At 64.0% G+C, this 26,141-nt stretch carries 21 protein-coding genes; 14 read left to right on the forward strand and 7 right to left on the reverse strand.

Going from position 1 to position 26,141, the window contains the following annotated elements:
- Nucleotides 1-112 precede the first annotated feature (112 nt).
- Together KO538_RS07820 and KO538_RS07825 are read left to right on the forward strand one after the other, a co-directional pair.
- Nucleotides 113-715, forward strand: coding sequence for a TetR/AcrR family transcriptional regulator (locus tag KO538_RS07820; RefSeq protein WP_034746440.1), 603 nt, complete (start codon nucleotides 113-115; stop codon nucleotides 713-715).
- Nucleotides 716-723: 8 nt separating this feature from the next.
- On the forward strand, nucleotides 724-1,920 hold the full coding sequence (locus KO538_RS07825) for a DUF418 domain-containing protein (protein ID WP_257620218.1): 1,197 nt from the start codon (nucleotides 724-726) through the stop codon (nucleotides 1,918-1,920).
- An 8-nt stretch (nucleotides 1,921-1,928) separates the two neighbouring features.
- Here the strand turns inward: KO538_RS07825 and KO538_RS07830 are convergent, their stop codons facing one another.
- The 3 genes from KO538_RS07830 to KO538_RS07840 form a co-directional block, all read right to left on the reverse strand.
- A complete protein-coding gene (locus KO538_RS07830; protein WP_070301465.1) occupies nucleotides 1,929-3,182 on the reverse strand; it encodes a cyanophycinase in 1,254 nt (417 codons plus the stop codon).
- Nucleotides 3,183-3,331: 149 nt separating this feature from the next.
- The gene (locus KO538_RS07835; RefSeq protein ID WP_219327955.1) at nucleotides 3,332-6,121 is read right to left on the reverse strand and encodes a TonB-dependent receptor; all 2,790 of its coding nucleotides are present in this window, start codon (nucleotides 6,119-6,121) and stop codon (nucleotides 3,332-3,334) included.
- 33 nt (nucleotides 6,122-6,154) lie between these two features.
- The gene (locus KO538_RS07840) at nucleotides 6,155-7,117 is read right to left on the reverse strand and encodes a MurR/RpiR family transcriptional regulator (protein ID WP_219327956.1); all 963 of its coding nucleotides are present in this window, start codon (nucleotides 7,115-7,117) and stop codon (nucleotides 6,155-6,157) included.
- Nucleotides 7,118-7,355: 238 nt separating this feature from the next.
- Between KO538_RS07840 and KO538_RS07845 the strand changes: the two genes are divergently transcribed.
- Both KO538_RS07845 and KO538_RS07850 read left to right on the forward strand, forming a co-directional pair.
- Nucleotides 7,356-8,492, forward strand: a complete 1,137-nt coding sequence (locus KO538_RS07845) for a succinylglutamate desuccinylase/aspartoacylase family protein (protein ID WP_219327957.1) — start codon at nucleotides 7,356-7,358, stop codon at nucleotides 8,490-8,492.
- A 9-nt stretch (nucleotides 8,493-8,501) separates the two neighbouring features.
- Complete coding sequence (locus tag KO538_RS07850; RefSeq protein ID WP_034746426.1) at nucleotides 8,502-9,890, forward strand: YfcC family protein; 1,389 nt, start codon at nucleotides 8,502-8,504, stop codon at nucleotides 9,888-9,890.
- Nucleotides 9,891-10,022: 132 nt separating this feature from the next.
- Here the strand turns inward: KO538_RS07850 and KO538_RS07855 are convergent, their stop codons facing one another.
- Complete coding sequence (locus KO538_RS07855; protein WP_219327958.1) at nucleotides 10,023-10,973, reverse strand: GSU2403 family nucleotidyltransferase fold protein; 951 nt, start codon at nucleotides 10,971-10,973, stop codon at nucleotides 10,023-10,025.
- 344 nt (nucleotides 10,974-11,317) lie between these two features.
- Complete coding sequence (locus KO538_RS07860; RefSeq protein ID WP_034746421.1) at nucleotides 11,318-11,524, reverse strand: hypothetical protein; 207 nt, start codon at nucleotides 11,522-11,524, stop codon at nucleotides 11,318-11,320.
- Between the two features lie 265 nt (nucleotides 11,525-11,789).
- On the opposite strand from KO538_RS07860, the gene argH reads away from it, so the two are divergent.
- Complete coding sequence (gene argH / locus KO538_RS07865) at nucleotides 11,790-13,187, forward strand: argininosuccinate lyase (protein WP_099376466.1); 1,398 nt, start codon at nucleotides 11,790-11,792, stop codon at nucleotides 13,185-13,187.
- Between the two features lie 58 nt (nucleotides 13,188-13,245).
- On the opposite strand, the gene KO538_RS07870 is transcribed toward argH, so the two are convergent.
- Nucleotides 13,246-14,214: an IS1595 family transposase gene (locus KO538_RS07870; protein WP_219327959.1), complete on the reverse strand. Its 969-nt coding sequence runs from the start codon at nucleotides 14,212-14,214 to the stop codon at nucleotides 13,246-13,248.
- Nucleotides 14,215-14,307: 93 nt separating this feature from the next.
- A complete protein-coding gene (locus KO538_RS07875; RefSeq protein ID WP_219327960.1) occupies nucleotides 14,308-14,964 on the reverse strand; it encodes a hypothetical protein in 657 nt (218 codons plus the stop codon).
- A 673-nt stretch (nucleotides 14,965-15,637) separates the two neighbouring features.
- Between KO538_RS07875 and KO538_RS07880 the strand changes: the two genes are divergently transcribed.
- From KO538_RS07880 to KO538_RS07920, 9 genes are all read left to right on the forward strand, one after another.
- Entirely contained in the window at nucleotides 15,638-18,169 is a 2,532-nt protein-coding gene (locus tag KO538_RS07880; RefSeq protein WP_219327961.1) for a M4 family metallopeptidase, read from the forward strand.
- 248 nt (nucleotides 18,170-18,417) lie between these two features.
- The gene (locus tag KO538_RS07885; RefSeq protein ID WP_070301150.1) at nucleotides 18,418-19,614 is read left to right on the forward strand and encodes a type II secretion system F family protein; all 1,197 of its coding nucleotides are present in this window, start codon (nucleotides 18,418-18,420) and stop codon (nucleotides 19,612-19,614) included.
- A 10-nt stretch (nucleotides 19,615-19,624) separates the two neighbouring features.
- Nucleotides 19,625-21,322: a GspE/PulE family protein gene (locus tag KO538_RS07890; protein WP_219327962.1), complete on the forward strand. Its 1,698-nt coding sequence runs from the start codon at nucleotides 19,625-19,627 to the stop codon at nucleotides 21,320-21,322.
- Complete coding sequence (locus tag KO538_RS07895) at nucleotides 21,309-22,097, forward strand: hypothetical protein (RefSeq protein WP_219327963.1); 789 nt, start codon at nucleotides 21,309-21,311, stop codon at nucleotides 22,095-22,097. Before KO538_RS07890 ends, KO538_RS07895 begins: the two co-directional genes overlap by 14 nt.
- Entirely contained in the window at nucleotides 22,088-22,630 is a 543-nt protein-coding gene (locus tag KO538_RS07900) for a hypothetical protein (protein WP_070301147.1), read from the forward strand. The genes KO538_RS07895 and KO538_RS07900 overlap by 10 nt, the downstream gene beginning before the upstream one ends.
- The gene (pilO, locus tag KO538_RS07905; protein ID WP_219327964.1) at nucleotides 22,618-23,238 is read left to right on the forward strand and encodes a type 4a pilus biogenesis protein PilO; all 621 of its coding nucleotides are present in this window, start codon (nucleotides 22,618-22,620) and stop codon (nucleotides 23,236-23,238) included. The genes KO538_RS07900 and pilO overlap by 13 nt, the downstream gene beginning before the upstream one ends.
- Nucleotides 23,235-23,774: a hypothetical protein gene (locus KO538_RS07910; RefSeq protein ID WP_219327965.1), complete on the forward strand. Its 540-nt coding sequence runs from the start codon at nucleotides 23,235-23,237 to the stop codon at nucleotides 23,772-23,774. Before pilO ends, KO538_RS07910 begins: the two co-directional genes overlap by 4 nt.
- A 17-nt stretch (nucleotides 23,775-23,791) precedes the next feature.
- Complete coding sequence (locus tag KO538_RS07915; protein WP_219327966.1) at nucleotides 23,792-25,672, forward strand: secretin and TonB N-terminal domain-containing protein; 1,881 nt, start codon at nucleotides 23,792-23,794, stop codon at nucleotides 25,670-25,672.
- The gene (locus KO538_RS07920) at nucleotides 25,669-26,139 is read left to right on the forward strand and encodes a type II secretion system protein (RefSeq protein WP_268748768.1); all 471 of its coding nucleotides are present in this window, start codon (nucleotides 25,669-25,671) and stop codon (nucleotides 26,137-26,139) included. The genes KO538_RS07915 and KO538_RS07920 overlap by 4 nt, the downstream gene beginning before the upstream one ends.
- Nucleotides 26,140-26,141 lie beyond the last annotated feature (2 nt).

Consider the following 26,141-nt stretch of genomic DNA (forward strand, 5'->3'; position numbering starts at 1 on the left):
CCGCTGCGGCACATTGTAGCGACAGGAAGCGGACGTGCAAAGCGGCCAGCTTGACCCGGCAAGGCAATCGGTTTATATTAGACTGACCAGTCGATTAATTAAAGGTAAGTCCATGCGCACCATCGATCCAGATAAACACGCGGCACGCCGCGACGCCATTCTCGCCGCCGCGCGCCACTGCTTCGCGCACAAGGGCTTTCACCAGACCAGCACCGCCGCCATCTGTGCGCAGGCGGGCATGAGCCCCGGCAACCTGTTTCATTACTTCCCCACCAAGCAAGCGATCATCGCCGCCATCGTCGACCAGGAGGGCAGCGAGACGGCCGCCTATTTCGCGGGCGTGCAAGGCAGTGCCGATGCCTACGGCGCCCTGCTCGACTTCATGGACGTGGTGCTGGCGCTGGCGGCCGACGCGGACTTTGCGGGACTGGCGCTGGACATCGCCGCCGAGGCGATGCGCGATACGGACATCGCGGCCAGGGTGGCGCGCAACGACGCCAGCCTGCGCGGCGGCGTGCAAACCTTGCTCGAAGAGGCGGCCGCGCAGGGCCAGGTCGACGCCGCGCTGGACCCCGCGCAAACGGCCGGCTGGATCGCCGCACTGATCGATGGCATCTTCAACCGGGTCGCCGTCGATCCCGATTACGCGCCGCTGGCGCAGCGGGCAAGCCTGCACCTGTTATTGGCGCGCTTCCTGCGCCCTGCCCTGGCATGAGCGCCGCCATGAGCAGCTCACCGAGTACGCCGCCCGCGCGCATCGCCGACGTCGACGCCCTGCGCGGCTGCGCCCTGTTCGGCATTTTGGTCGTCAATATCGGCGCCTTCGCCACGCCCTGGTTCGGCCTGGGTCTGACCGATCCCGCCTTTCACGGCGGCGTGGACCGCGCCACGCACTTCCTCGTCGCCCTGCTGTTCGAAACCAAGTTCTACCTGCTGTTTTCCTTTTTGTTCGGCTACAGCTTCACCTTGCAGTTGCAGGCGGCAGCGCGTGCCGGTGCGCCATTCGTGCCGCGCATGCTGCGCCGGCAAGCGGGCCTGTGGCTGATCGGCGCCCTGCACGCCGTGTTCCTGTTTCATGGCGACATACTGACCACCTATGCTCTGCTGGGCATCGTGCTGCTGGCGCTGCACCGCTGCGGCGAACGCCAGGCACTGTCCCTGGCGCTGGTGCTCGTCGCCGTCTGCGTCGCATTCTGGGCAGGCATGGCCTGGCTGCAAAGCCTGCAGCCGCCGGGCGACGCCGCGCAGCTGGCCGTGGCGATGGCGCAAAAGGCGGCAAGCGCGCTGGCCGCCTACCGCGCCACGCCAGCCGCCGTCGTCCATCAGCACCTGCGCGAACTCAATGACATCTGGCTCGTCCTGCTGCTGGTGCAGGCCCCGTGTGCGCTGGCCATGTTCCTGTGCGGCCTGGCCGCCGGCAAGCGCGAGATGCTGCTGCATGCGAGCGACTATCTGCCGCTGCGCGGCCGCCTGCTGCGGGCCGGCACGCTGGCGGGATTGCCCGGCGCCGCCTTCTATGCGTGGACCTCCGTGTATGGCGACAGCCAGGCATGGCAGGTGGCGGGACTGGCCGTGGGACTGGCCACCGCTCCGCTGCTGGCGGGCGCCTACCTGGCATTAGCCCTATCTCTGTTCGAGCGTCTGCGCGACGGCACGCTGTTTGCGCTGCTGGCCGATACAGGCCGCATGGCCCTGTCGAACTACCTGCTGCAGTCGGCCATCTGCGCCGTGCTGTTCCTCGCGTATGGCGCGCGGCTGATGGGCAGCGTCTCGCCTCTCGGTGCCCTGGCGCTGGCCGCCATCATCTTTGGCGCGCAGCTGCCATTGAGCCGCTGGTGGCTGCGCGGCCACGCTTATGGCCCTGTCGAGTGGCTGCTGCGGGCCCTGACGGTCGCCGCGTGGCCGCGCTGGCGGCGCTAACGCGCCACTTACTTGTAGCGGTACAGGGGCTGGCGCAGCTGGATCGGGCGGATATCGAGGCGCAGCTTCAGCACCGAGTACGCTTCCGCCTCGGTCGAGCTGTAGCCGACGCTGTTGACGGTTTTACTGAAGCGGAACTCGAAGCCCAGGTCCGGGTACGGGTCGCGCGGATTGCCGAAGGCGATGCCGATGGCTTCCTGCTGGGCGTTGTCGATCAAATTGCCCATCAGGTCCAGCACGGCGTTATTGCCGAGGATATCGTTGGTAAACACAGGTTCGCGCATGTCGGGCTGGTTCGGATCGAGCTTGTTGTCGGCCTTGTCCGGCGACGGCGTAAACACGCGCGTGACAAGATTGAATTTGTCGCCACGGTCCAGATAGCTGATGGCCGCGTTGCTGATATTGAAATTTTTCACACCACGGTCGCTGATGGCGCCCGACAGGTCGATCAGCAGGGCGCCGCTGTAGCCGATGACTTCCACGTCGCGCATGGCGTCGACCACCATGGCGCTGTTTTCATCAATGCCCAGCCCCAGGTGATAGCCTTTTTTCAGCATCACGGGAATCATGCGGGCAAAACGCCCACGCACCAGCAGATGCTGGTCGACGAACACGTCGCTGCCGATGAAGCCCAGGCCCGGCGCGATCTCGCGGCCATCCGTCACGCCCATCTTGAGCATGTCGAGCACGGGTTTGGCATCGTAGAACATGGTCGTGCTCATGATGGCCGCGCCGGCGCTGGAACCGGCGATCACGCCGCCGTTGCGGTAGACCGACCAGATGGCTTCCAGCGCGGCCGTGCGGCTGCCGTCCGGGCGCAGCAGGGCTTGCGTGATGCGCCCCTGGTCGCCGCCGGCAAAATAGATGCCGGTGGCCGACTTGATCTGCGTGACGATGGCAGGGTCTTCGGCCGCCTTGCGGTAATCGCGATTGGCCAGCTTGACGGCCAGCGGCACGAAAAAGGCCTCGGCGCCATATTGATTGAGTTTCTTGATGATGTTTTCACCGGATTTTTCCGGGTTCATCGCGGCCGACGCCAGCACGGCGATGCGCGCGCCCGGCCCGCCCGACAGCTTGACGATACGTTGCCAGACTTCGGCATTGTCGGCGCGCAGGCCGCCGCCGATGATGACGAGAGTGCCCTGCGGCGCGCTGCCGATGGCACTGCCGGCCGGCGCCGCCACGGCATGGACGCTGCACAATGCCAGCACGAACAGCAGCGCGGCGCGGAAGGTGTGGTACAGGCTTGAAGATGATTTCATGGTGCCTTTCGAATACAAGAAAAGTGGTGCGCACTTGTCGATACCGGCGCGCGCCCTTGCTGCCAAACTGCTGCTTGCAACCCAACTCCACCGAACGACGATACTACCTGCCGCATATGACAGCGTTGTTGCGGCATCCCCGACTTTTTTTACTTGAAGCTGTAATTGGCGCTCGCATAGAAGCGCCGGCCGCGCGGGTCCGTGTAGCTGGGATCATAGCCGGACAGGAAAAAATAGGCCTGGTTCGAGTATGGCGGACTGGTATTGAACAGATTCTGTATGCCCGCGCGCAGCTTGAACTGCTGGCTGACCGCATAGGCCGCCGACATGTCCCACAAGGTGTACGCCTTCACCCGGTTCGGCTTGACCACGCTGCCGTCATCGATGTTGATGGCCGAGTTCTGATCCCGGTAGCCGCTCGAATACGTGTTCGACAGGCTGGCCGAATACGGGCCGCTATCCCAATCGAGGGTGATCGTGTGGCGCCAGCGCTGCACCACGCCGTCCGTGACGAAGCGATTGAGATTGCTGATGAAATCGTCGCCGGGACTGGTCTGGATTTTTGAGCCCAGCACATACGTGCCGCTCAGGTGGCCGCCAAAGCGTCCCCACGCCGTTTGCACGCCATGCAGGTCTGCCGTGATATCGATGCCCGCAGCTTTTTGCGCACCGCGGTTTTCCTTGCGCAGCTCGATATAGTCGATTTCATTGTCCTCGTTGCGGTGCACGAGGTTGCCGTACTTGGCCAGGTTCCCGAGGATGATGTCGTCGCCGATTTCGCTGATCAGGTTCGTGCGCCTGATGTTCCAGTAATCGGCACTGAAGGTCCAGTGCTGGCTCGGTTCGAGCACCAGGCCCACCGAGAACTGGCGGCTGCGTTCCGGTCTCAGCTTGTCGTTGCTGTAGCGGCGCGTATCCCAGTCTTGCGCACAATCGGCATAATTGTTGTCGACGGTGGCGCACAGCACGGGATCGGGTAGGGTCGCCGTACTGCTGTAGACGGTGGGACGGTGCAAGTCCGACATCGACGGCGCGCGGAAGCCCTTGCCGGCCGAAGCGCGCAGCAGCACCTGCTTGCTGGGCATGTAGGTCAGGCCGACCTTGGGACTGAGGGCGCCGCCCACCTGCTCGTAATGGTCGTAGCGGCCTGACAACTGCGCCTGCCATTGCCTGGTCAACGGCAGCAGCAATTCGCCGTAGACGGCTTGTACATTGCGGCTGTCGCTGGTACCCCTGCCGCCTTCCGGCGCCGCATCGTTGCTGATGTTGTCGCTCATGAGCAGCGCCGATGGACGGAACTCGGTGCGTTCGCGCCGCACTTCGCCGCCCACGGCCAGCGCCATGTCGCCGCCGCCCATGGGCATCAAGGCGCGCGACACCTTGAAATCGAGCGAGTCCATGACGCCGCGCGCATGGCGCACCTCGTCGTCGACCTGGATGCTGTCGAGCAGCGCCCGGCCTTTCGCGCTGGAGGGCCCGAAGGGATTGATGTCGCCGGCCGCGATCCCTGCCTGCAGCTTGTCGTACAAGACATAGCCGTGGGTATCGCGGTCCTTCACCACATTGACGCTGTGATTGAAGCCCACGTCGTAATCCCAGCCGGCGAGCGTGCCGGTGGCGCCCACGACGTAGCGCTGGCTCTCGCTGGTCAGCTGGCTGGTGCGCATGCCCGCCTCGTTCAGCCGCATGCGCAGTTCCAGTTCGCGCTCCACCTGCTTGCCATCTTCATCAATCAGCGTGTCGAAACCCGCATTGGCCAGCTGCGGCACCTTGCTGTAATCGAGGTAGCCGATCACGCGCGCCGACGACCCCACGTAATGGCTGCGCGAGCGGCTCAGCGCCACTTCCGCATACAGCTGGTGAACGTTATTCAATTTCAGCACGCCGCGCGTGAGCAGGTTCTGCTTGTCCGTCTTCGGATACAGCTCCGTGTCGCCCATATAGTTATAGGTACAGGCATCGACGCCACCCGTGCCCGCCGGCAGGTACAAATTGGCCGGCGGCGCGCAGTTCGGAATGCCAAAATTGATCTGGCGGTTGGTGATCGGCTGGCCATTGAGCGGGAAGCCGTTGTCCTGCAGGTGCTCGCGCTGGGCGCTGGACAGGCGGATATTCGCCGGGCTGGTAAAGTTCGACAGCAAATGCCCGAGGCGCTGCGGAATCTGCAGGTTCGGGATGAACTTGCGCTGCGAGGAGCGCAGGCCGTCCGTTTTTTGCAGGTCTACCACGGCAAAGATATTGTAGCCATCCGCCGCCAGGTCGCCCGTGCCGGCCGTGATGCTGGCCGTGCGCTTGCCCGCGCCCCCTTCATCGGTGCGGCTGCCGTAGACGTTCAGCTCCACGCCCTGGTAATCCTTGCGCGTAATGAAATTGATGACGCCGCCGATGGCGTCCGTGCCGTACAGGGCCGATGCGCCATCGAGCAGCACTTCCACGCGCTGCAGGGCGGCGGCCGGGATGTTGTTCAGGTCCACGCCCGCATCGTCGCCGGGCGAGGCAAAGTTGGCCATGCGCCGGCCATTGAGCAGCACCAGGGTCGACGAAGTGCCCACGCCGCGCAGGTTGGCGCTGTTGAAGCCGCGCTGGTCGCCGCCCACGTTGATGCTGGCGCCGTCCGTCAGGCCGCCCACGTTGGCCGACACGCGCGCCATCAGCTCGGCCGCCGTCGTCACGCCTGCCTTTTCGATTGCGGCGCGCGTGATGATCTGCACGGGCAGCGCCGTTTCCGATTCCAGGCGCTTGATGGCCGACCCCGTGATCTCCACGCGCTGCATTTTTTTCGGCGCAGGTTCTGTCTCCTGCTCCTGCTCCTGCGCCTGCGCACCATTGCCCAGCATGCCCAGCGCCGCCGTCACGCTCAGGGCGCCCAGCGCCACGCGCACGCCTTGCGCCAGCACCGACTCGCGTGGCAAGGCGCCGTCCTGTCTTTTCATCTGCATTGTCACTCTCCCCCTGATGTTGATGTCTGATTTTTATAATGATTTTGGGACTGCCTTGCGCTGCTTCGCCGCTGTTTTTCGTGGGCCCTGCACGCCATGTTCGCCGCCATACAGATAGGCGGCGATGACGTCGCTCAAGCGGGCCGCTTTTTCTACGTTCTTTTTGTTCGATACCATCAGCGCCACGGCCAGCGCCTCGATCATGGCCAGCGCCGTGCTGGCGCTGCTGGGCAGGACAGGATGCGTGCTTTGCGCGTACAGCGCGTGGTCGGCCAGTTCGGCCAGCGGCGACGCGGGCGAGTCGGTGAGCGCCACGATGCAGGCGCCGCGGTCGCGCGCGAAGCTGGCCAGGCCGATGCAGTCGAGCGTATAGCGGGGAAACGCGATCACCACCAGCACGTCGTGCGCCGTCAGGTTGACCAGGTGGCCGGCCGCTACTTCCGAGCCGCCGATGCCCACCACTTCCACCACATGCGGGCAAAACGGTTGCAGGTGCTGCACCAGCATGCCCGCCAGGTTGGCCGACAGGCCAAAACCCATCACATACACCACCCTGGCGCGCGTCAGTCGGCGCACCACGGCCTGCATGGCGGGCGGCGACAGGGCATCGGACGTGGCGGCGATATTCGCGGCCGCATATTCCAGGCTTTGCGTGATGGGCGAGGTGGCGCGCGCGCGCCGTTCTATCGTGCGGCGCAGTTTGTCGACCGGCTGCAACAGCGATTGCAGGGTTTCGGCCATGGCGCCGCGCATGGCAGAATAATTCTTCTGGCCGATATCGCGTGCGAAGCGGCTGATGGTGGCCGTCGACACCTGGCAGCTGTCGGCCAGTTCCTCGATGCCCAGCGCCGTCACGCGCATCTGGTTGCGCAGCAGGTAATCGGCGATCTGCCGCTGCGAAGCCGAGCCGCCAGCCAGCACGTGCAGCAGCGCCTGCCCCAGCGGCGATTGCGCGAACGCGGCATCGGGCGACGCCAGCGTGGTGGCAAATGGCATGGGGGCGTTGCTTCTGGCAGGACTGGCGGATGCTCTCATATCACTGGCGGCCTGTATTCTTGGGCACTGCGGATCACTGGCGGAAGGCGAAATCGGGTCGCTGGAACTTACTGTACTCATATCAAAAAGAAAACTCAACAAATATTTGTAAAAGGATTTTCATTGATTTACTTCGTGAAAATATTGCTACATAATCGACCGGAATCCATCAACCATGCACCTTTCCGGGGCGCCCACCATGCAAGTACAACAGCATCCCATCTCCACCGCGCACGCCAGCATGTCCTGCCAATTGAGCAGCTTCCACTTCGGCGCCGCGGCCGCCACTAGCCGCAGCGGCAAGAAGGTGTATATCCAGGCGGCCCTGCACGCGGACGAGGTGCCGGGCATGCTGGTGTCGCAATTTTTGCGCCGCGAACTGCTGGCGCTGGAAGCGGCCGGCAAGATCCACGGCGAAATCATCCTGGTGCCGGCTGCCAACCCGATCGGCCTGGCGCAAGCCATCCATGGCGCGCCGTTCGGCCGCTTCGACCTGACCACCGGCATCAACTTCAACCGCGCCTACCGCCACGTGGCCGATGAACTGAAAACCACGCTGGCTGGCCAGCTGGGACAGGATGCGCAAGCCAACGTGGCGCTGATACGCGAGCACGCGCGCGCCGCCATCGCCGCCTGGCGGCCGGGCACGGATGCGGAAACCTTGAAGAAAACCCTGCTGGGCATGGCCATCGACGCCGACATCGTGCTCGACCTGCACTGCGATAACGAGGCCGCACTGCACATCTATACGGGCACGCCGCTGGCGGCGCAGATCGCGCCCCTGTCCGCGCTCCTGGGCGCGCGCGCCGTGCTGCTGGAACTGGCGGCCGGCGAAGAGCCTTTCGACGAAGCCTGCAGCCGCTTGTGGTGGGATCTCGATGCGCACTTCGGCGGCCGCTATCCGATTCCCGCCGCCTGCCTGTCGACCACCGTCGAACTGCGCGGCGAAGTGGAAGTGAGCTACCCCCTGGCCGAACGCGACGCCGCCGCCCTGCTGCGTTTTCTCGCCATCGAGGGCGTGCTGGAGATCGATGGTGCAGGCGACAACCTGCCCGCGCCGCAATGCGAGCCGACGCCGCTGGCCGGCGTGGAGCCGATCCTCGCGCCGCATCACGGTGTGCTGGTCTACCTGCGCGAAATGGGCGAGGTGCTGGCCGCCGGCGATGCGGTGGCCGACCTGATCGACCCCGTCAGCGGCGAGACGACGACCTTGCGCTGCACGGTCGCCGGTGTCTTTTTTGCGCGCAGCGCCCACCGCCACGTCCTGCGCGGCATGAACGTCGGCAAGGTCGCCGGAGCCGTCGCCTACCGCGGCGGCAGCCTGCTGAGCCAATAAGTGACACCCATGAGAAAATTCAAGCTCCCCAATACCTTCGTCCTGCTGTGCGGCATCCTGGCCATGATCGCTGTGGCCACGTGGCTGGTGCCGGGCGGGAAATTCGACACCCAGCTGGTGAACGGCAAGCAGTTGATCATCCCCGGCACGTTTCACTATGTCGACAACAAGCCGCAAGGCCTGGCCGCGCTGATGATGGCGCCCATCAAGGGCTTCGTCGACGCCAGCCTGATCATCGGCTTCGTGCTGATCGTCGGCGGCGCCTTCGCCGTGCTGCAAAAAACGGAAGCCTTCGATTCGCTGATCAAGGCCATCGCCAAGGCGCACACCAGTTCGCGCTTCGTGCGCGCCGCCATCATCCCCGTCTTTTTCACCATGTTCTCGCTGGGAGGCGCCACCTTCGGCATGAACGAGGAAGCGATCCCCTTCATCCTGATCTTCGTGCCGCTGGCCCTGGCCCTGGGCTATGACACCATCACGGGCGTGTCGATTCCCTTCATCGGCTCGCAGGTGGGCTTTTCCGCCGCCTTTTTGAACCCGTTCAACGTCGGCATCGCGCAAGGTATCGCGGGCGTGCCGATCTTTTCCGGCATCGGCTATCGCCTGATAGTGTGGGCCATCGCCACAGCGGTCAGCATCGTGTTCTTGATGTGGTACGCGGCGCGCATCAAGCGCCATCCGGAGAAAAGCCCGACCTACCTGCTCGATATCGAGAAGCGCAGCGAGCACTCGATGGACCTGGACAGCTTTGCCGGCATGACGCGCACGCACCGCGCCGTGCTGTGGATCTTCATGGCGACCTTGCTGACGATGGTCGTCGGCGTCGTCAAGTACGACTGGTTCATCGATGAAATCGCCGCCCTGTTCCTGGTGATGGCCATCGTCGTCGGCCTGGTTGGCCGGCTCGACATGGATAGCCTGGTGGCGTCGTTCGTGCAGGGTGCGCGCGACATGGTCAGCGTGGCGCTGGTCATCGCGCTGGCGCGCGGCACCATGATCCTGGCGCGCGATGCGCAGATTATCGACACCATGCTGCATGCATTGACGCCGCTGGTGGCCTCGTCGAGCCCCGTCTTCGCCGCGCAAAAGATGTTCTTCATGCAGTCGGTGATCAACTTCTTCATCCATTCCGGCAGCGGCCAGGCGGCGCTGACCATGCCCATCATGGCGCCGCTGGCCGATCTGGTGGGCGTGACGCGCCAGACGGCCATTCTGGCCTTCCAGTTCGGCGAATTCACCACGCCGATGATCCCCACGTCCGGCATCACCGTCGGCGTGCTGGCGCTGGCGCGCGTACCGTGGATCACGTGGGCCAAGTGGATGATCCCGCTGCAGCTGATCTACCTGGTGCTGGCGCTGCTGCTATTGATTCCGCCCTGCCTGATGCACTGGCAGTAAAACGGAACACGCCATTGGCCAATGCCGATGGCGAGTTGAAAAATGCTGTGAATGGCCCACCGTCTCCACCGGATTGCGATGATCAGCGTCGATGCCAGACGCCCTGCCCTACTGCGCGCATACACTGCCAACTCAGTTCTGGCTCCACTGCGGTAGGTACTCTTGCACAACATCCTCGACTGAACTCGCCTGCAGTGCATCGCGGCGACGCTTGAGCGGATCGCGCTCAGGCAATGCACTCATCCATTGTTTGAAACGGACAAAGGCCATCGGCTCGAGCGTATTCATCCTGGCCATAGCACCGTTGGTGGCGACGATGACCGCAGAGAATTGCGCTGAATCGAGCAACTCCTGGGCACGCGGTGCTTGCGCCACCCAGAAATCGTCGTCCTCATCGCTTAAGCGAATGGGATGCGGATCATCACCGACCTGCACGCGGCGGATAATATCCACTTCGAATCCATCTTTATTGACGGCGGTATATTTCTGCGCGTCCCGGATCCGGAACGTCGGGTCCACTTTCTGAAGCACGCCCAGCATGGAAACGTCAACTTTGCTCAAGGCGGTAGCGAATGCGACGCGTTTTCGTACATCCCACAGCAGATCAATATCGCGTGTTGCTACCGCATCGTCTTCAAAGGTCATGCCGGCAGCCGATTCATAGGCATACAGCGCGTGCGTACCAACCACGCGAAAGTGCTCACCGAGCCTGGTAGCCGCCAGGCGGTTCAAAATATCCACAATAATCGGCGCGACGCGTCCAACGCGAAGTGCACGGTTCATGCGTTTATGCTTGAGCAATGAAGCCTTCAGACCATCTCGCCGCTCGACAGCCATTTCCTTTCTCTGACGGAAACTGGCGTACATTGCTTCCGTTTCCGGCGAGCGCCGCCCCAGACTTTTCTCACTGCCGGAGGCACTGGTACGTACCAGATAGGCATCGTCAGGCGCTGAGGCAGGCCCCTTATGCCAATACATACCCCCTCGCACTTTGGCGGCCTCGGCAAGAGCATCTTCATAGGCCTCAAAAGTGGCGACCGCATCAATATATTGTCGCGTGGCGTCGGCAGGCCGTTCTCGCATGACTAGGCTCCTCGGTACATTTATCTATTTTTTGATTTTATGCCGAAAAAATATAATAATCAATTACTTACAAATAAATATTCGGGTGTTGATATTTTATAGAACCTGAAAAGAACACTAGCACCAGAACACAAGCGATGGTTGATCGCACGCTGCACGGATGCCAACGGGATGCCCATGCCACCGAGCCGTGCAGATGGTACTAGGGGACAATGCTCGCTGTATTGACGTTGCTGTCACGTGGGCTGGCAAGAAGCGGGGTGACTGCCGATGATGCTGTATTGCTGAAGCTGATGGCGCTACTGGTATGGCTTACTGATACTGCAGACAATGCATGGCCGCGCTTACAGGGCGGCTTTTTCTTCGGCATTCAAACGCTTGGCGCTGACGTACACGGTGTGCATGGTGGCCTGATCGGCGCTGGCGACAAGGGCGGCGGAAGCGGCTGGAGCGGCACGGAACTTCGGCACGGCGGCGGTGGCCAGGCTGGTGGCAGCGGCGACGGCGATGATGGCAACGAAGATGGCTTCCATGTTTTTGGCGATGTTCATGATGGTGTCCTTTGGGTGGCTGGTTGTGTGCTGCGATGATTGAACTGTAGGCCGATCCCCCCTGAACTGCCATCGGATTGCGACCAAACGCACGATTTGCGGGACAGAATACAAACAGCCCGGATGAAACGCGCAACGGGCCATCGCCGTGGCATTTGACGCTTGCCGGCCCCATTCCTGGCCATTTCAGCGCCTTGCAAGCCCCTAAAAGCCCTACCGCCGGCCAACCTTGTTTATAATCGCCGTACACTAAAGGACTTCTTTCATGACTGATCAATTCTCCAAAAAGGGCGAAGCCTGGTCGGCCCGGTTTTCCGAACCGGTCTCGGACCTCGTCAAGCGCTACACAGCTTCTGTATTTTTTGACAAGCGCCTGGCGCTGTTCGACATCGAAGGTTCGCTGGCCCATGCGGAAATGCTGCATGCGCAAGCCATCATCAGCCCGGCCGACTACGCGGAAATCCAGCGCGGCATGGCGCAAATCTCGCAGGAAATCGCCGCCGGCCAGTTCGAATGGCTGCTGGACCTGGAAGACGTCCACCTGAATATTGAAAAACGCCTGACCGAACTGGTAGGCGATGCGGGCAAGCGATTGCACACGGGCCGTTCGCGCAACGACCAGGTGGCCACCGACATCCGCCTGTATGTGCGCTCCGCCATCGATGACATCACCGCCCTGCTGGCGACCTTCCGCAGCGCGCTGACGGACCTGGCCGAGCAGCATGCCGACACCATCATGCCGGGCTTTACCCACATGCAGGTAGCCCAGCCGATCACCTTCGGCCACCACATGCTGGCGTATGTCGAAATGTTCGGCCGCGATGCCGAACGCATGGCCGACTGCCGCAAGCGCGTCAACCGCCTGCCGCTGGGCGCCGCCGCCCTGGCCGGCACCACCTTCCCGATCGACCGCCTGCGCGTGGCAAAAACGCTGGGCTTTGACGACGTGTGCCACAACTCGCTCGACGCCGTGTCGGACCGCGACTTCGCCATCGAATTTTGCGCCGCCTCCGCCGTGCTGATGATGCACGTGTCGCGCATGGCCGAAGAACTGGTGATCTGGATGAGCCCACGCATCGGCTTCATCGACATCGCCGACCGCTTCTGCACCGGCTCGTCGATCATGCCGCAAAAGAAAAACCCGGACGTGCCGGAACTGGCGCGTGGCAAGACGGGCCGCGTCTACGGTCACCTGACTGGCCTCTTGACCCTGATGAAAGGCCAACCGCTGGCCTACAACAAGGACAACCAGGAAGACAAGGAACCGCTGTTCGACACCGTCGACACCGTCATTGACACCTTGCGCATCTTCGCCGATATGGCTGGCGGCATCACGGTGAAACCGGAAGCGATGCGCGCGGCCGCCCTGCAAGGCTACGCGACGGCGACCGACCTGGCAGACTACCTGGTCAAGAAGGGCTTGCCGTTCCGCGACGCCCATGAAGCAGTGGCCCTGGCCGTGCGCGCCTGCGTCGACGCCGGCTGCGACCTGGCCGACCTGTCGCTCGAGCAGCTGCGCGCGTTTTCCCCGTTGACGGACGAAGACGTGTTTGCCGTGCTGACCCTGGAAGGCTCCGTTGCCGCGCGTGACCACGTGGGCGGCACCGCGCCACGCCAGGTACGCGCCGCAATCGCCCGCGTGCGTACGCAGCTGGAAAAATAAACGGCGCCTGCGCCTTCGGACGCCCCGCTGCATCGCTGCAGCGGGGCGTTTTTCATGGCTATGTCACCGTCAGGTGTGGAAAAGCTCCCAGCGTTGCCTTCAATAATGTTTCTGGCGAACGGATGCGCCCGGCGTCGAGTATCCAGCGCCAGCCCAGGTAGTTCGGCAGGTAGCGCGTCGCGACGCCATGAAAGGGACCCAGCCATTGCCGCAGTCGGCTGTGATAGGCGTTGACGTTCTGCACATGGGCGGCACCCTGCACACGGATGCTGACGCGCAAGTTAACAGCCTGATGACTGATGCCCGATTCTCGAGCGAAGGCCAGGTAGGCGGCATGGCCGTCGGTGACCAGCAAGATGTCCTTGTCGATGACGGGCAACAGGCAATGATGCAGCTGCGCTTTCGTCAACGTTCCTTTGCCCGTGACGAAATCGAGGGTTTGTCCCGTGCGGTCGCGGGCCACCAGGATGCAGACCTGTTCATTGGAAATGCCGCGCTTGTGGGCATGGCCGCCCCGGCAGCGGGCCGGACGCATCAGATGCCGCGATCCCTTTTCCGATTCCAGCACATACAATTCGTCCGCTTCGGTAATACCATGCAGTCGATGGGGCCGGTCTGTCTTTGCCAGTGATAAGAAACGGTGACGCCAGCGGAACGTGGTGTTGCGGTGTACGCCCAGCTGTAACGCCGCCTTGCGCACGGAATCGGATGCCAGAAGGCAATCGGCGTAGTCGAGCCACAACGATTTATGCCGCAATCGGGCCAGCGGCGTGCCGGTCAGCGCATTGAAGGTGCGGCCGCATGGCACGCAACGATAACGCTGCAGTCCGTGTGCATGGCCGTGCCGGTGAGCATGGTTGCTATTGCAGGCAGGACAGTGCAATCGCTGCCGGGCCACGCTTTCGACCAATGCCACGATGACGTCTTGCGATGCGACCCCGCGCAGCAGGGTGATGCCCGCCAGGCGCTGGCGGCGGCTCAATTCGACGAACTGGGCGATGAACGTTTTCCATTGGGCTGGCTGCATGGAAGGCTCCCGTTTGTCTGGTATACATAGTCAGACAGCAGGGACACAGGAAGATTCCTGGAGTTCCCCTACTTAGCGGAGACAGAGCCTTTTTCATTGGGCGACGATTTTCGACAGCACGGAAAAAGCCGCCCCCGTCTGCGACGCTTCCAGCAGCAAAGTCAGCTCCGTATACGTGCAGATGATGTTGATCAAATTGATGCGCTCCCACGCCAGGCGCTTGAGGATGGCGTGATACACGCCCGGCGTGTAGCAGGTCTCTGGCGCCAGGTGCAGGGTCACGGCCGTCACCCGCTCCAGGCGCGCCAGTTCCTGCTCTTCGCCGAACACCTCTTCCACCAGCGCATGCAGCGAACGGCTGCAGATCACCATCACCTCGTTGACGCCGCGCGTCACGGTAATGAAGGTGCCGCGCTGGGGTGCGGCCAGCGCCAGCAACTGGCGCTGGCAGTCATAGGTCTGGTCGGAATAGCGGTAGGTAAAAATCATCAATTCGCTGCGTGTGGAGAGCTCTCCCGCGCGGTGCGCCAGCACGATCTCGCCGCTTTTCTGCTGCGGCATCCGTTCGGCCAGCCGGCGCAGCGCCATCACCACGGCGGCCTGCCCCACCGGTTTCCACAAGTCGTTCTGCAATTGCGGCTGCAGCTGGCGCGCCAGTTCCGACAGGTTCAGCAAGCCACGGCCCAATCCCTCGCTGAGAAAGGCCGATTCCATCACGATCTGTTCCACTTTGGTCGCTATCGAAAGCATAGTTCTTCGGGCCGGTGATTCCGGTGCACGCACCAGGAGCCGGCAACCCTTCCTGAAAAAAGGATGCACTGCGCCAGCGGCCACGCCGGGCGGCGCGGTCGGACTCGCGGAAAAGGTCCCCCTCGCGGGGAAAGAGCCGGCTGGCGGCGGCTAGGAAGGCGGATGCAGCATGAATGCCGCTCCAGAGGGGAAATGGCTGAAACCCACAGCAGAAAACAGAACTGACGTCATGTGAAACTCCCGATTTTTTTCCCGATGCGCTGTATCTGGACGCGGTCATTGCCGCGTGCGCTTTTTTTGTCTTCGCGTGGTCCGCAGGAAACAACGCGAAGAGCTAGTGTAGATCGCAACATTTAGAAAAGGCAACAGTGTTTTTCCAACAGAACGCTCCATTAGGGGAAGTAGTCCATAACAAAAGTTGCAGCTTGTGGTAGATCAAACTTTCCAACGATGCGACGCCGACAAATGTTCAATTCTTAACAAAAAATCGCGGAGTGACCCATTTCTTGAATTTTTTGACATGGCGATCTCGACAAGTTTAGTGTCCCCCTACCCGGCGTCATGCCACCACAAAACGGCAGGCTATCCGCCCGCCGCCAGGCACGCCGGGGTGGCCATCAGGCATTGCGGCCAGCTCATTCACCATTTCCTTAACCGATACCCTGGAGCAGAAATGAATTTACGTTTGACAATAGTTGCCGCATCCATCGCCGCCCTGCCGCTGATGGCCACCACGGCAGACGCCGCCACGCCGCTGCCACAGACCCTGATGGCCGCCCCGGTCGCCCTGGCTTCTCCACAAGAGACCGCCAGTCTGGTCAACAAGCTGGCCGCACAGGCCCGCAGCCGTGGCCTGAATACCGAACATGGCTTTGCCGTCGGCGCCCAGCATCCTGGCGTCAGCGGCACGCGCGTGAGCCGCGTACAGCACACCTACAAGGGCTTGCCCGTCTTCGGTTCCGAAACGGTCGTGGTCAGCAACAGCGCCGGCGACATCGTCAGCGAATCCGTGTCGGACCGCGCGTCCGGCCTCGGTAGCGGCGGCGTCAATTCCGTCACCCGCAGCGCCACCACCGATATCGACACCACGCCCGCCATCAGCGCGGCAGCCGCCATCGCCGCCGCCGTGAATAACATCGGCGTGCGGGCCGTCGACCACGTGCCGCCGCATGCCCAGTTGCTGATCTATCCCGTCATGAAAACCGTGCGCGTGGCCGGCGCCGAGAACAAGTCGGAAGCCGCGCTGAACGCCCTCGACGTGCAGGACGTGGTCGACCACTACGAGCTGGCCTACCTGGTGCAGACGCGCATGATCAGCGGTAACAAGCCGGTCTACTACGACACCGTCGTCAGCGCCAAGGATGGTCGCATCCTGCGTCAATGGAAAGCCCTGAAAACCGTGGCCGGCATCGGCAACAGCCAGTACAACGGCCAAGTGCCGCTCAACACCACGCTCACGGGCAGCACCTACACCATGAAGGACCCGAGCCGCGGCACGGGCGGCAGCTTCGGCGGCATGGCCATCACGAATGCCAACCACGGCACCAGTTCGGGCAGCGTGTACAGCAGCACCAGCAATACCTGGGGCGACGGACAGCAATACATCAACGGCGGCAGCACCACCAACGCCAACGGCCAGACGGCGGCCGTGAACGCGATGTGGGGCTTGATGAATACCTACGACACGCACAAGAATGTGCTGGGCTGGTCCAGCCTGGACGGCAACAACACGGCCACCCACATCGCCGCCCACGTCAACACGGCCTACGACAACGCCTACTACGACAGCAGCTGCAAGTGCATGTACATCGGCGACGGCGGCAGCTCGTTCAACAACCTCGGTTCCATCGACGTGATCGGCCACGAAATGGGCCACGGCATCACGGACGCCACCTCGGGCCTGATCTACTCGCAGGAGTCGGGCGGCTTGAACGAATCGAGCTCGGACATCGCCGGCGAAATGGTGGAAGCGTATGCGCGCGCCGGCGGCACGGGCACCATGATTCCCAACACGGGCAACGATTGGATGACGGGCAAGGAAATCGCCAAGAATGGCCAGCCGCTGCGCTGGCTGTACAAGCCAAGCAAGGATGGCAGCAGCCCGAATGCGTGGAGCAGCACCATCAAGAACCTCGACGTCCACTACAGCAGCGGCCCGAACAACCGCATGTTCTACTTCCTGTCGCAAGGTTCGAACTCCACGTCCAGCAGCGACTACTACAGCTCCTACCTGAACAAAAGCCCGCTGGCCATGACCGGTATCGGCAGCGACAAGGCTTACCGCATCTGGTTCAAGGCAGCCACCACCAAGTTCACCTCGTCGACCAACTACGCCGACGCGCGCAACAAGGTGCTGCAGGCAGCCGAGGAACTGTATGGCGTGGGCAGCACCGAGGCGACCGCCGTCAAGCGCGCATATGCGGCCATCAACGTGGGCGCCGACGTCGATGAATCGACGACGGGCGGCGCGGTGACGATCACCAGCCAGCCGGCCAGCATCACCGTCGCACCGGGCGCCACCGCCTCGTTCGCCGTGGGCGCGGGCGGCGGCACGGCACCGTACACCTACAAGTGGTTCCGCAACGGCGCCGTGATCAGTGGCGCCACGTCGCCGGCCTACAGCTTCACGGCCGTAGCGGCCGACAGCGGCGCCGTCTTCAAGGCCACGGTGACGGATTCCTCGTCGCCCGCCGTGACGGCCACGTCGAACAACGCCACCCTGACGGTCGGCACGAGCAGCGCCACCGAGCGCGTGACGAACGGCGGCTTCGAGTCCGGCGCCACGGGCTGGAGCGGCACTACGGGCGCCATCGGCACCTTCACGGGCCAAACCGCGTACGAAGGCACGAAGTACGCCTGGCTGGGCGGCAATGGCACCACGGCCAGCGAATCGCTGACGCAAAGCGTGGCCATTCCGGCCGCCGCCACGTCCGCCAGCTTGAGCTTCGCGCTGCATATCGACACGGCAGAAACGGGCAGCACCGTGTACGACAAGCTGGTCGTCACCGTGAAGAACAGCGCCGGTACGGTGCTGGGCACCCTGGCCTCGTATTCGAACGTGAACAAGGCCGCCGGCTACCAGATCCGCACCTTCGACCTGATCGCCTACAAGGGCCAGACCGTGCAGATCTCGTTTGCCGCGACCGAGGATGCATCGCTGCAAACCTCGTTCGTGATCGACAAGGTCAGCCTGGTTACCCAGTAAGCGGCTGAATTGCGGGCAAGCCATCGATACAAGGCTTGCCCGCACGGCACGATTGATTTCCTGGCAATTCCAGTCTACCCTGAGGCAGTGATTGCCTCTTGCCTGCTGCCGGTACCCGCGACGAATTGAACTTTTTTTGGATTGTTCCTGACCGATGCCTACTTCGACCTTGTCCGCACGCGCTGTCCCCTTTTCACATCACCCCATTTTCACGCCCCAGGCCATCACCATGCTCGCCTGAGCCGACGATGCAGTTCCACCTCCAGGTGCAGGGCCCGGCGGGCAGCCAGGCGCTGGCCATCGACGCCGCCAGCGAGGCCGAGGCGATCCGCGCGGCCGTGCGCGGCGGCTGGCGCGTGCTGGCCGTCGACGCTGGCGCCACGTCAGACACGGGCGCCGCGGCGCTGCGTCCCGGCAAGCAGGGCCTGCCCCTGCTGCAATTCAGCCAGGAGCTGCTGGCCCTGCTCGAAGCGGGCCTGAACCTGGGCGAGGCCATGGCCACCCTGCACAACAAGGAAACGCGCGCGGGCGCCAAGGCCACCCTGGCCGCCATCGTGCTCACCCTACAGCAGGGCCTAAGCTTTTCCGACACCCTGGCCGGTTTTCCCGACATCTTCCCCGACATTTACATCGCCACCGTGCACGCGGCCGAACGCTCGGGCAACCTGCCCGAGGCGCTGGCGCGCTTCGTCGCCTACCAGCTGCAGTTCGACGCCATCCGCAAAAAACTCATTTCCGCCGCCATCTATCCGTGCATGCTGCTCGTCGTCGGCGGCCTCGTGACCCTGTTCCTGCTCGGCTACGTAGTGCCCAAGTTCAGCGTCGTCTACGAAAGCTCGGGCCGCGAGATCCCGTGGATGTCGCAAATGCTGCTCGGCTTTGGCCAGACCCTGGCCGCGCATCCGCTGCTGTGCGCCGGCGCGCTGGCTGCCGTGGTCGGCGCCGTGGTCTTCGGCATCGCCAACCGCGCCATGCGCATGGCGCTGGTGCTGCGCCTCTTGCGCCTGCCCGTGCTGGCAGCAAAGGCGGCGGAATTCCGCCTGGCCCGCTTCTACCGTGCCCTCAGCCTGCTGCTGCACGCCGGCATCCCGCTGCACAAGGCGCTGGCCATGGTCGGCCCCATGCTGCTGCCGGCGCAGCAGGAGCAGCTGGCGCAGGCGCGCCGCGCGGTGCAGGAAGGCATGCCGTTTTCCACCGCCTTGGAACAGGCCGGCATGGCCACGCCGGTGGCGCAATCGCTGCTGAAAGTGGGAGAGAACACGGGCCGACTGGGCGACATGCTGGAACGCTCGGCCAAGTTCCACGACGAGGAATTCGCCCGCTGGGTGGACTGGGCGTCGCGCCTGCTCGAACCGCTCTTGATGACCATCATCGGCGTCGTCATCGGCGGCGTGGTGGTGCTGATGTACATGCCGATCTTTGAACTGGCCGGGAGCTTATCGTGAGGAGCATGCCATGAACGCACGCGACGAAGAACGGGCCGTGCTCGATGCCCCCATGCTGCGGCGCGCCCACGCCAGCGCGCTGGAACAGGGCCGCCCGCAGATGGCCGTGCTGCAGGAAACGGCGGCCCTGCCGCCCGAAGTCTTTTTGCGCCAGCTGGCCGCCCTGTTCCGCTACCCGGCCTGGACGATGGCCGAGCTGCAGGCCGCCTTGCCCGCCTTTGGCCTGCTGCCCTACACGGATTGCGCCCAGCGCGACTGCGTGCTGCTGCAGCCTGGCGTTCCCGGCGCGCCGCCCGTGCTCGTCATCGGCAACCCGTTTGCCGAAGACTTGCTGCAGTGGGCCGACTTCGCCCTGTCCACACCGTTTACGGTGGCGCTGGCGCACCCGGACGACCTGGCCGCCTATCTGCTGCAGCAGGAAAGCGTGCAGCAGGCGATGCAGGAAATGCAGCATGGGGACGATGTGCCTGGCCTGGACCAGAGCATCGAAGACATCTCGCTGATCCGCATCAGCGAGGACAGCAGCCCGGTGGTCAAACTGGTGAATTCCACCATCTACGACGCCCTGAAATTCCAGGCCAGCGACATCCACCTCGAATGCGACGTGGCCAGCCTGGTCATCAAATACCGCGTCGACGGCGTGCTGGTGCAGGCGGGCCAGGTGCAGGGGCTGGCGATGGCCGAGCAGATCATCTCGCGCATCAAGGTCATGGCCGATCTCGACATCGCCGAGCGGCGCGTCCCGCAGGATGGCCGCTTCAAGGTGCGTGTAAAAGGGGTGGAGATCGATTTTCGCGTTTCCATCATGCCCAATATCTTTGGCGAAGACGCCGTATTGCGCCTGCTGGACCGGCGCGCGCTGACGGAGGCGGCGCAGGCGCTGCGCCTGGAAAGCCTGGGTTTGAACGAGGACGCCATCGAGCAGATCCGCCGCCTGGCCGCCAAGCCCCACGGCATGCTGCTGGTGACGGGACCCACGGGTTCCGGCAAGACCACCACCCTGTACGCGGCCATCACGGAAATCAACACGGGGCGCGACAAGATCGTCACCATTGAAGACCCCGTCGAATATCGCTTGCCGCGCGTGCTGCAGATCCCCGTCAACGAAAAGAAGGGACTGACGTTCGCGCGCGGCCTGCGTTCCATCCTGCGCCACGACCCCGACAAGATCATGATCGGCGAAATCCGCGACGATGAAACGGCGCAGATCGCCGTGCAGGCCGCGCTCACGGGCCACCTGGTGTTTACCACCGTGCACGCGAACAACGTCTTTGATGTGGTCGGCCGCTTCCTGCACATGGGCGTCGATGCCTACAGCTTTGCGGCCGCCCTGAACGGCATCGTGGCGCAGCGCCTGCTGCGCCTCAATTGCGCCCATTGCGCCGTCGACGCCAGCGCCGAAGTGCTGGCCGATGCGCAGCAGTTGCGCGACAGCGGCCTGGCCCTGCATCAGGTGCAGGACTGGCAGTTCATGGCCGGCAAGGGTTGCGGCCACTGCCGCGGCACCGGCTACAAGGGACGCAAGGCCGTCGCCGAAGTCTTGATGCTCAGCGACGCGATGCGCGAAATGATCTGCACACGCGCCCCCCTGAGCCAGATGAAGGAAGAAGCGGCACGCAACGGCTTTCGCCTGGCGCGCGAAGCGGGCCTGGATCTGGTGCGGCGCGGGGAAACCACTTTAGCGGAGCTCAATCGTGTCACTTATTGAACACCTTGCCCGCGCCACCGTGTGCCTGCACCTGGCGCCGCACGGGCTGCACGGCGTGCTGCGCCGCGCCGGCCGTCCCGTGGCGGACAGCGCCTTCCACCTGTCCATTGCGAATCCCGACGCCAGCTGGGAAGTGGCGCTGGCCGCCCTGCGTGGCTGGCTCGAACAGCATAGTGAAAAAAAACTGCCGCTGGCCGTCAGCCTGGCCAGCCGCTGGTGCGCCATGCAAGTGGTGCCGTGGAGCGGCGCCCTGCTCGACCGGGCCAGCGCGCAGCGCTTCCTGCATAGCCAGTTCGCCGCCGTCTACGGCGATGGCGCGCGCGCCTGGCGCCTGGCCGCCGACGACGCGCCCTATGGCAAGCCGCGCCTGGCCTGCGGCATCGATGCGGCCCTGCTGCAAGGCGTGCAGGATGCGGCAGCCGCGCATGGCCGGCGCTGCCTGTCCATCGAACCGATCGCCGGACCGGCCTGGCGCAGCATCGCCGGTGCCAAGCCCGACGCCTTCGCCCTGGTGGAAGCGGGACGGCTGCTGCTGGCAACGGCGAGCGGCGGGCGCATCACGGCCCTGCACAGCCAGTCCTGCGCCGCGGACTGGGGCGATGAACTGGACCGGGCCTGGCGGCGCTGGAACTTGCGTGCGCCACAGCTTGACGCCATCGACCAGGTGGCGTTGATCGACTTGAGCGGCGTGCCGCAAACGAACGTGCCGGAACGCTTCGTGCCCGTCGCCGTGGCCAGCGGCGCCCACCTGATGCGGGAGGCCGCATGGGCCTGAGCCGCCTGGAGTTCCTGCCGCCTGGAGCGGCGCAAACCTTCAAGGGCTGGCGCCTGGCCCTGTGCCTGGCGGGCGGCTTGATGCTGCTGCCGGCCGCCGTGTACTGGCTGGTGCAGACGCAGGAAACGCGGCGCCTGGAAGCGCAACTGGCGCAGCTGCAGCCCGCGCGTCCCGAGCGCGCGCCCCTGTCGGCGAGCCAGCAGCGCGAACGCGACCTCGAACTGAAACAGGTGGCTGCCGCCGTGCGCCAGCTTAACCTGCCCGTCACCCGCCTGGTCAAGACGGTGCAGGCGCCGCGCGACGTGCGCGTGGCCCTGCTGGGGCTGGACCTGAACGCGCAGCAGGGACAGGATGGCGCCAGCGTCCTGAAGATCGCCGCCGAAGCGGAAACGCCGCAGGACATGCTCAATTACCTGGCCTTCCTGAACCAGCAACCGATGTTCAGCTCCGTGTATCTGCTCAAGCACGAGATGAACGCGAACACTCCGGAACACCCTTACCGTTTTCAGCTGGAGGCGCAATGGCGGCAATAAAACCCGTGTTAAAAGCCGGCACGCCCGTGGCCCGCGCGCGTCTGCAGCTGCACGTGCCTCCGCGGCTGGCGTGGGAAGCCGCGCGTCTGTGGCGCATGCTGGGCTGGCCCAGCGCCATCGGTGCGGCCTGTCTGGCGCTGGCCGCTTTCGCCGTGCAGCAGGGCGATGCATTGGCCGGACGCCAGCAGCAATTGCGCGCGCAGCTGGCCATGATGGCGAAACAGGCGGCGCTGCCGTCGGCACCCGTCACGCTCGATGCGGATGCCGACAGCCTGGCCGCCTTTCACGCCTACCTGCCCGCGCATGACAGCATTCCCGACCAGTTGAAAGCCTTGCTGGAAGTGGCGCAAAAGAGCGGCGTCACCCTGGCCAAGGCCGACTACAAGCCGCAGGAAGACGGCAACACGGCCTTTTTGCGCTACCAGATCACCCTGCCCGTCAAGGCCGAATACGCGCAGCTGCAAACCTTTATCGTCGACGCCCTGCAGGCGCTGCCCACCCTGACCTTGGACTCCGTGCTCTTCAAGCGCGAGCAGATCGAGGCGGGCGAGATCGACGCGCGCATCCAGTTCATCCTGCTGGTGAAGAAGGCGGAGGTGCGCCGATGAAAAAAGCCGTACTGGGAGGCGCCGCCGTGGCGACCTTGCTGGCCGCCCTGTTCGCGCCCGAGGATGAAGGCAGCATCGTGGGACCGGCCACGGCCACCACGCGCCAGGTGGAGCGGGTGGCGCCAGCTCCCATCGCTGCCGCCACTGCAACTCCGCAAACCAATCGCGCGCTGGCCATCGAACCGCGCCGGGGACTCGACGACGAGGAAGCGGCCAGCCTGTTCGCCAAGCAAAGCTGGCAGCCGGAGACGCCGAAAAAAATCATGCTCGACCAGCAGGCGGCCCAGGCCGCGCTGCCCGCAGCCCGCGTGGATGCGAACGCGCCGCCACCGCTGCCCTTTCAATTCCTCGGCCGCTTTGTCGACGAAGGCAAGGCGGCCTACTTCCTGCAAGCGGGTGAACGCAATGTCGTGGCGCGCCCCGGCGACACGCTCGAAGAGCGTTACCGCTTCGACGGCGTGGTGCAGGGCGCCCTGCAATTTACCTATCTGCCGCTCAACCTGAAACAGACACTCGCCGTAGGGGACCTCAATTGAAACGATGCGCCGCACGTATGTCTCGTAATCTCATCACCCTGCTGCCGGTGCTGTCCCTGCTGGCCGCCTGCGCCGGCAACCAGGCCTATAACGATGGCCAGGCCATGCTGGGCGCGGGGCGCACGGAACAGGGACTGGCCCTGCTGGAACAGGCGGCGCAGGCCGAACCGACCAACGCCAAGTACCGCATCGCCGTCACCAACGGCAGGATGCGCGCGCTGAACAATCTGAATGGCCGCGCCGAGGCGCTGCGCCAGCAGGGCAAGCTGCCCGAAGCACAGGCGCTGTACCAGCAGGCCTCGGCGCTGGACACCAGCAACGACGTGGCGCAGCGGGGCCTGGCCGGCGTGGCGCAGGATGAACGGCACCGCAAGCTGGTGCAGGAAGCGCAGGCCAGCTACCTGCGTGGTGGCGAAGCGAATGTCGCACAGGCGCAGGAAGCCTTGCGCCAGGTGCTGCAGGAACGCCCCGCGCAGCGCGAGGCGCTGGCCCTGAAAAGCCGCATCGGCGAAGCGCAGTCGAAAAGCCTGCCGGCCGGCGGCAAGCTGGCGGCCGCCTACAGGAAACCCGTCACCCTCGAGTTTCGCGACGCGCCGCTGCGCTCCGTGTTCGATTTCATCAGCAAGGTGTCGGGCCTGAACTTCGTCTTCGACAAGGAAGTCGACCCGGCCCTGCGCGCCACGATCTCCGTGCGCGACACCAGCATCGAAGAGGCGATCGCCATGCTGCTGGGAGCGAACCAGCTGGAACAAAGCGTCACCAGCGACAAATCGATCACGATCTATCCGAACACGCCGCAAAAGGTGAAGGATTACCAGCAGCTCGTCGTGCGCACTTTTTTCCTCGCCAATGCCGACGTCAAGACGGTGGCGTTTTCCATCAAGACCCTGCTCAAGGCCAAGGACGTCGTCACCGATGAACGCCTGGGCATCATCATGTTGCGCGATACGCCGGAAATGGTGCGCATGGCCGAGCGCATCATCAACGTGCAAGACCTGGCCGATCCGGAAGTGATGCTGGAAGTCGAGGTGCTGGAAGTCAAGCGCACGCGCCTGATGGAGCTGGGCGTGCGCTGGCCGGACCAGGCCAGCCTGACACTGGCCGGCGTCGCAGGCAGCACGGGAGGCCTGGGCGGCCTGAAAGTGGCGGACCTGCACCGCATCAATGGCGACAATATCAACCTGGGCATCGGCGGCGTCACCCTGAACGCCAACAAGACGGACAGCGACAGCAATATCCTCGCCAACCCGCGCATCCGCGTGCGCAACAAGGAAAAAGCCAAGATCCTCATCGGCGACCGCGTTCCCGTCATCACCGTCACGACGAATAACGGCGTCAGTTCCGACAGCGTCAACTACATCGACGTGGGCCTGAAACTCGACGTGGAACCAAACGTCTACCTGGACGACGAAGTAGCCATCAAGATCAACCTGGAAGTATCGAACGTCGTCAAGGAAGTGATCAGCAAGACGGGCACGCAGGCATACCAGATCGGCACGCGCAGCGCGTCCACCGTGTTGCGCCTGAAGGATGGCGAGACGCAGGTGCTGGCGGGCCTGATCAGCGACGAGGACCGTGGCACGGCTAACAAGGTGCCGGGCGTGGGCGAACTGCCCGTGCTGAACCGCCTGTTCGGCAGCCAGAAGGACGACGCCATGCGCAGCGAGATCGTGCTGTCGATCACGCCGCGCCTGCTGCGCAGCATCCGCCGCCCGGACCTGATGACGGCCGAATTCAACTCGGGCACCGAGGCATCCGTGGGCGGCCGCGCCAGCGTGGGCGGCTCTCCCGAGGCGATCGCCGCGCCCGAGCAGGCCGCGCCACGCGCCGGCTCGCCCATGACGGGCGGCGACGAGGCGCCTGCGGCTGGCGAAAAATCAGGCAAGGGTGGCCAGTGAAACCAAGGGGATTTACCTTCATCGAGCTGATGATCACCCTGGCCATCATGGCGACCCTGGCCACGGTGGCCGTGCCGATGGCGCAGGTGGCCTTGCAACGGGCGAAGGAGCAGCAGTTGCGCAGCGCCCTGATCGAGATGCGCGAAGCGATCGATGCCTACAAGCGCGCTTCGGACAATGGCCGCATCAAGCTGTCGCTGGGCGCCTCCGGCTATCCGAAAAAACTCGAGGAACTGGTCGAGGGCGTGCCCGACCAGCGCAGCCCTTCCAAGCAAAACATCTATTTCCTTCGCCGCTTGCCGCGCGACCCGTTCCAGCCCAGGGAAGAAGGCAGCGCCGCCGACAGCTGGAGCAAGCGCGCCTATGCCTCGCCGCCCGACAACCCCAGCGAAGGCGAAGACGTGTTCGACGTCGCCTCGCGCTCGACCAAGGCAGGCCTGAACGGCGTGCCGCTCAATCAATGGTGAAC

The sequence above is a fragment of the Janthinobacterium sp. NKUCC08_JDC genome (assembly GCF_019345575.1).
Taxonomy (GTDB): Bacteria; Pseudomonadota; Gammaproteobacteria; order Burkholderiales; family Burkholderiaceae_D; genus Janthinobacterium; species Janthinobacterium aestuarii.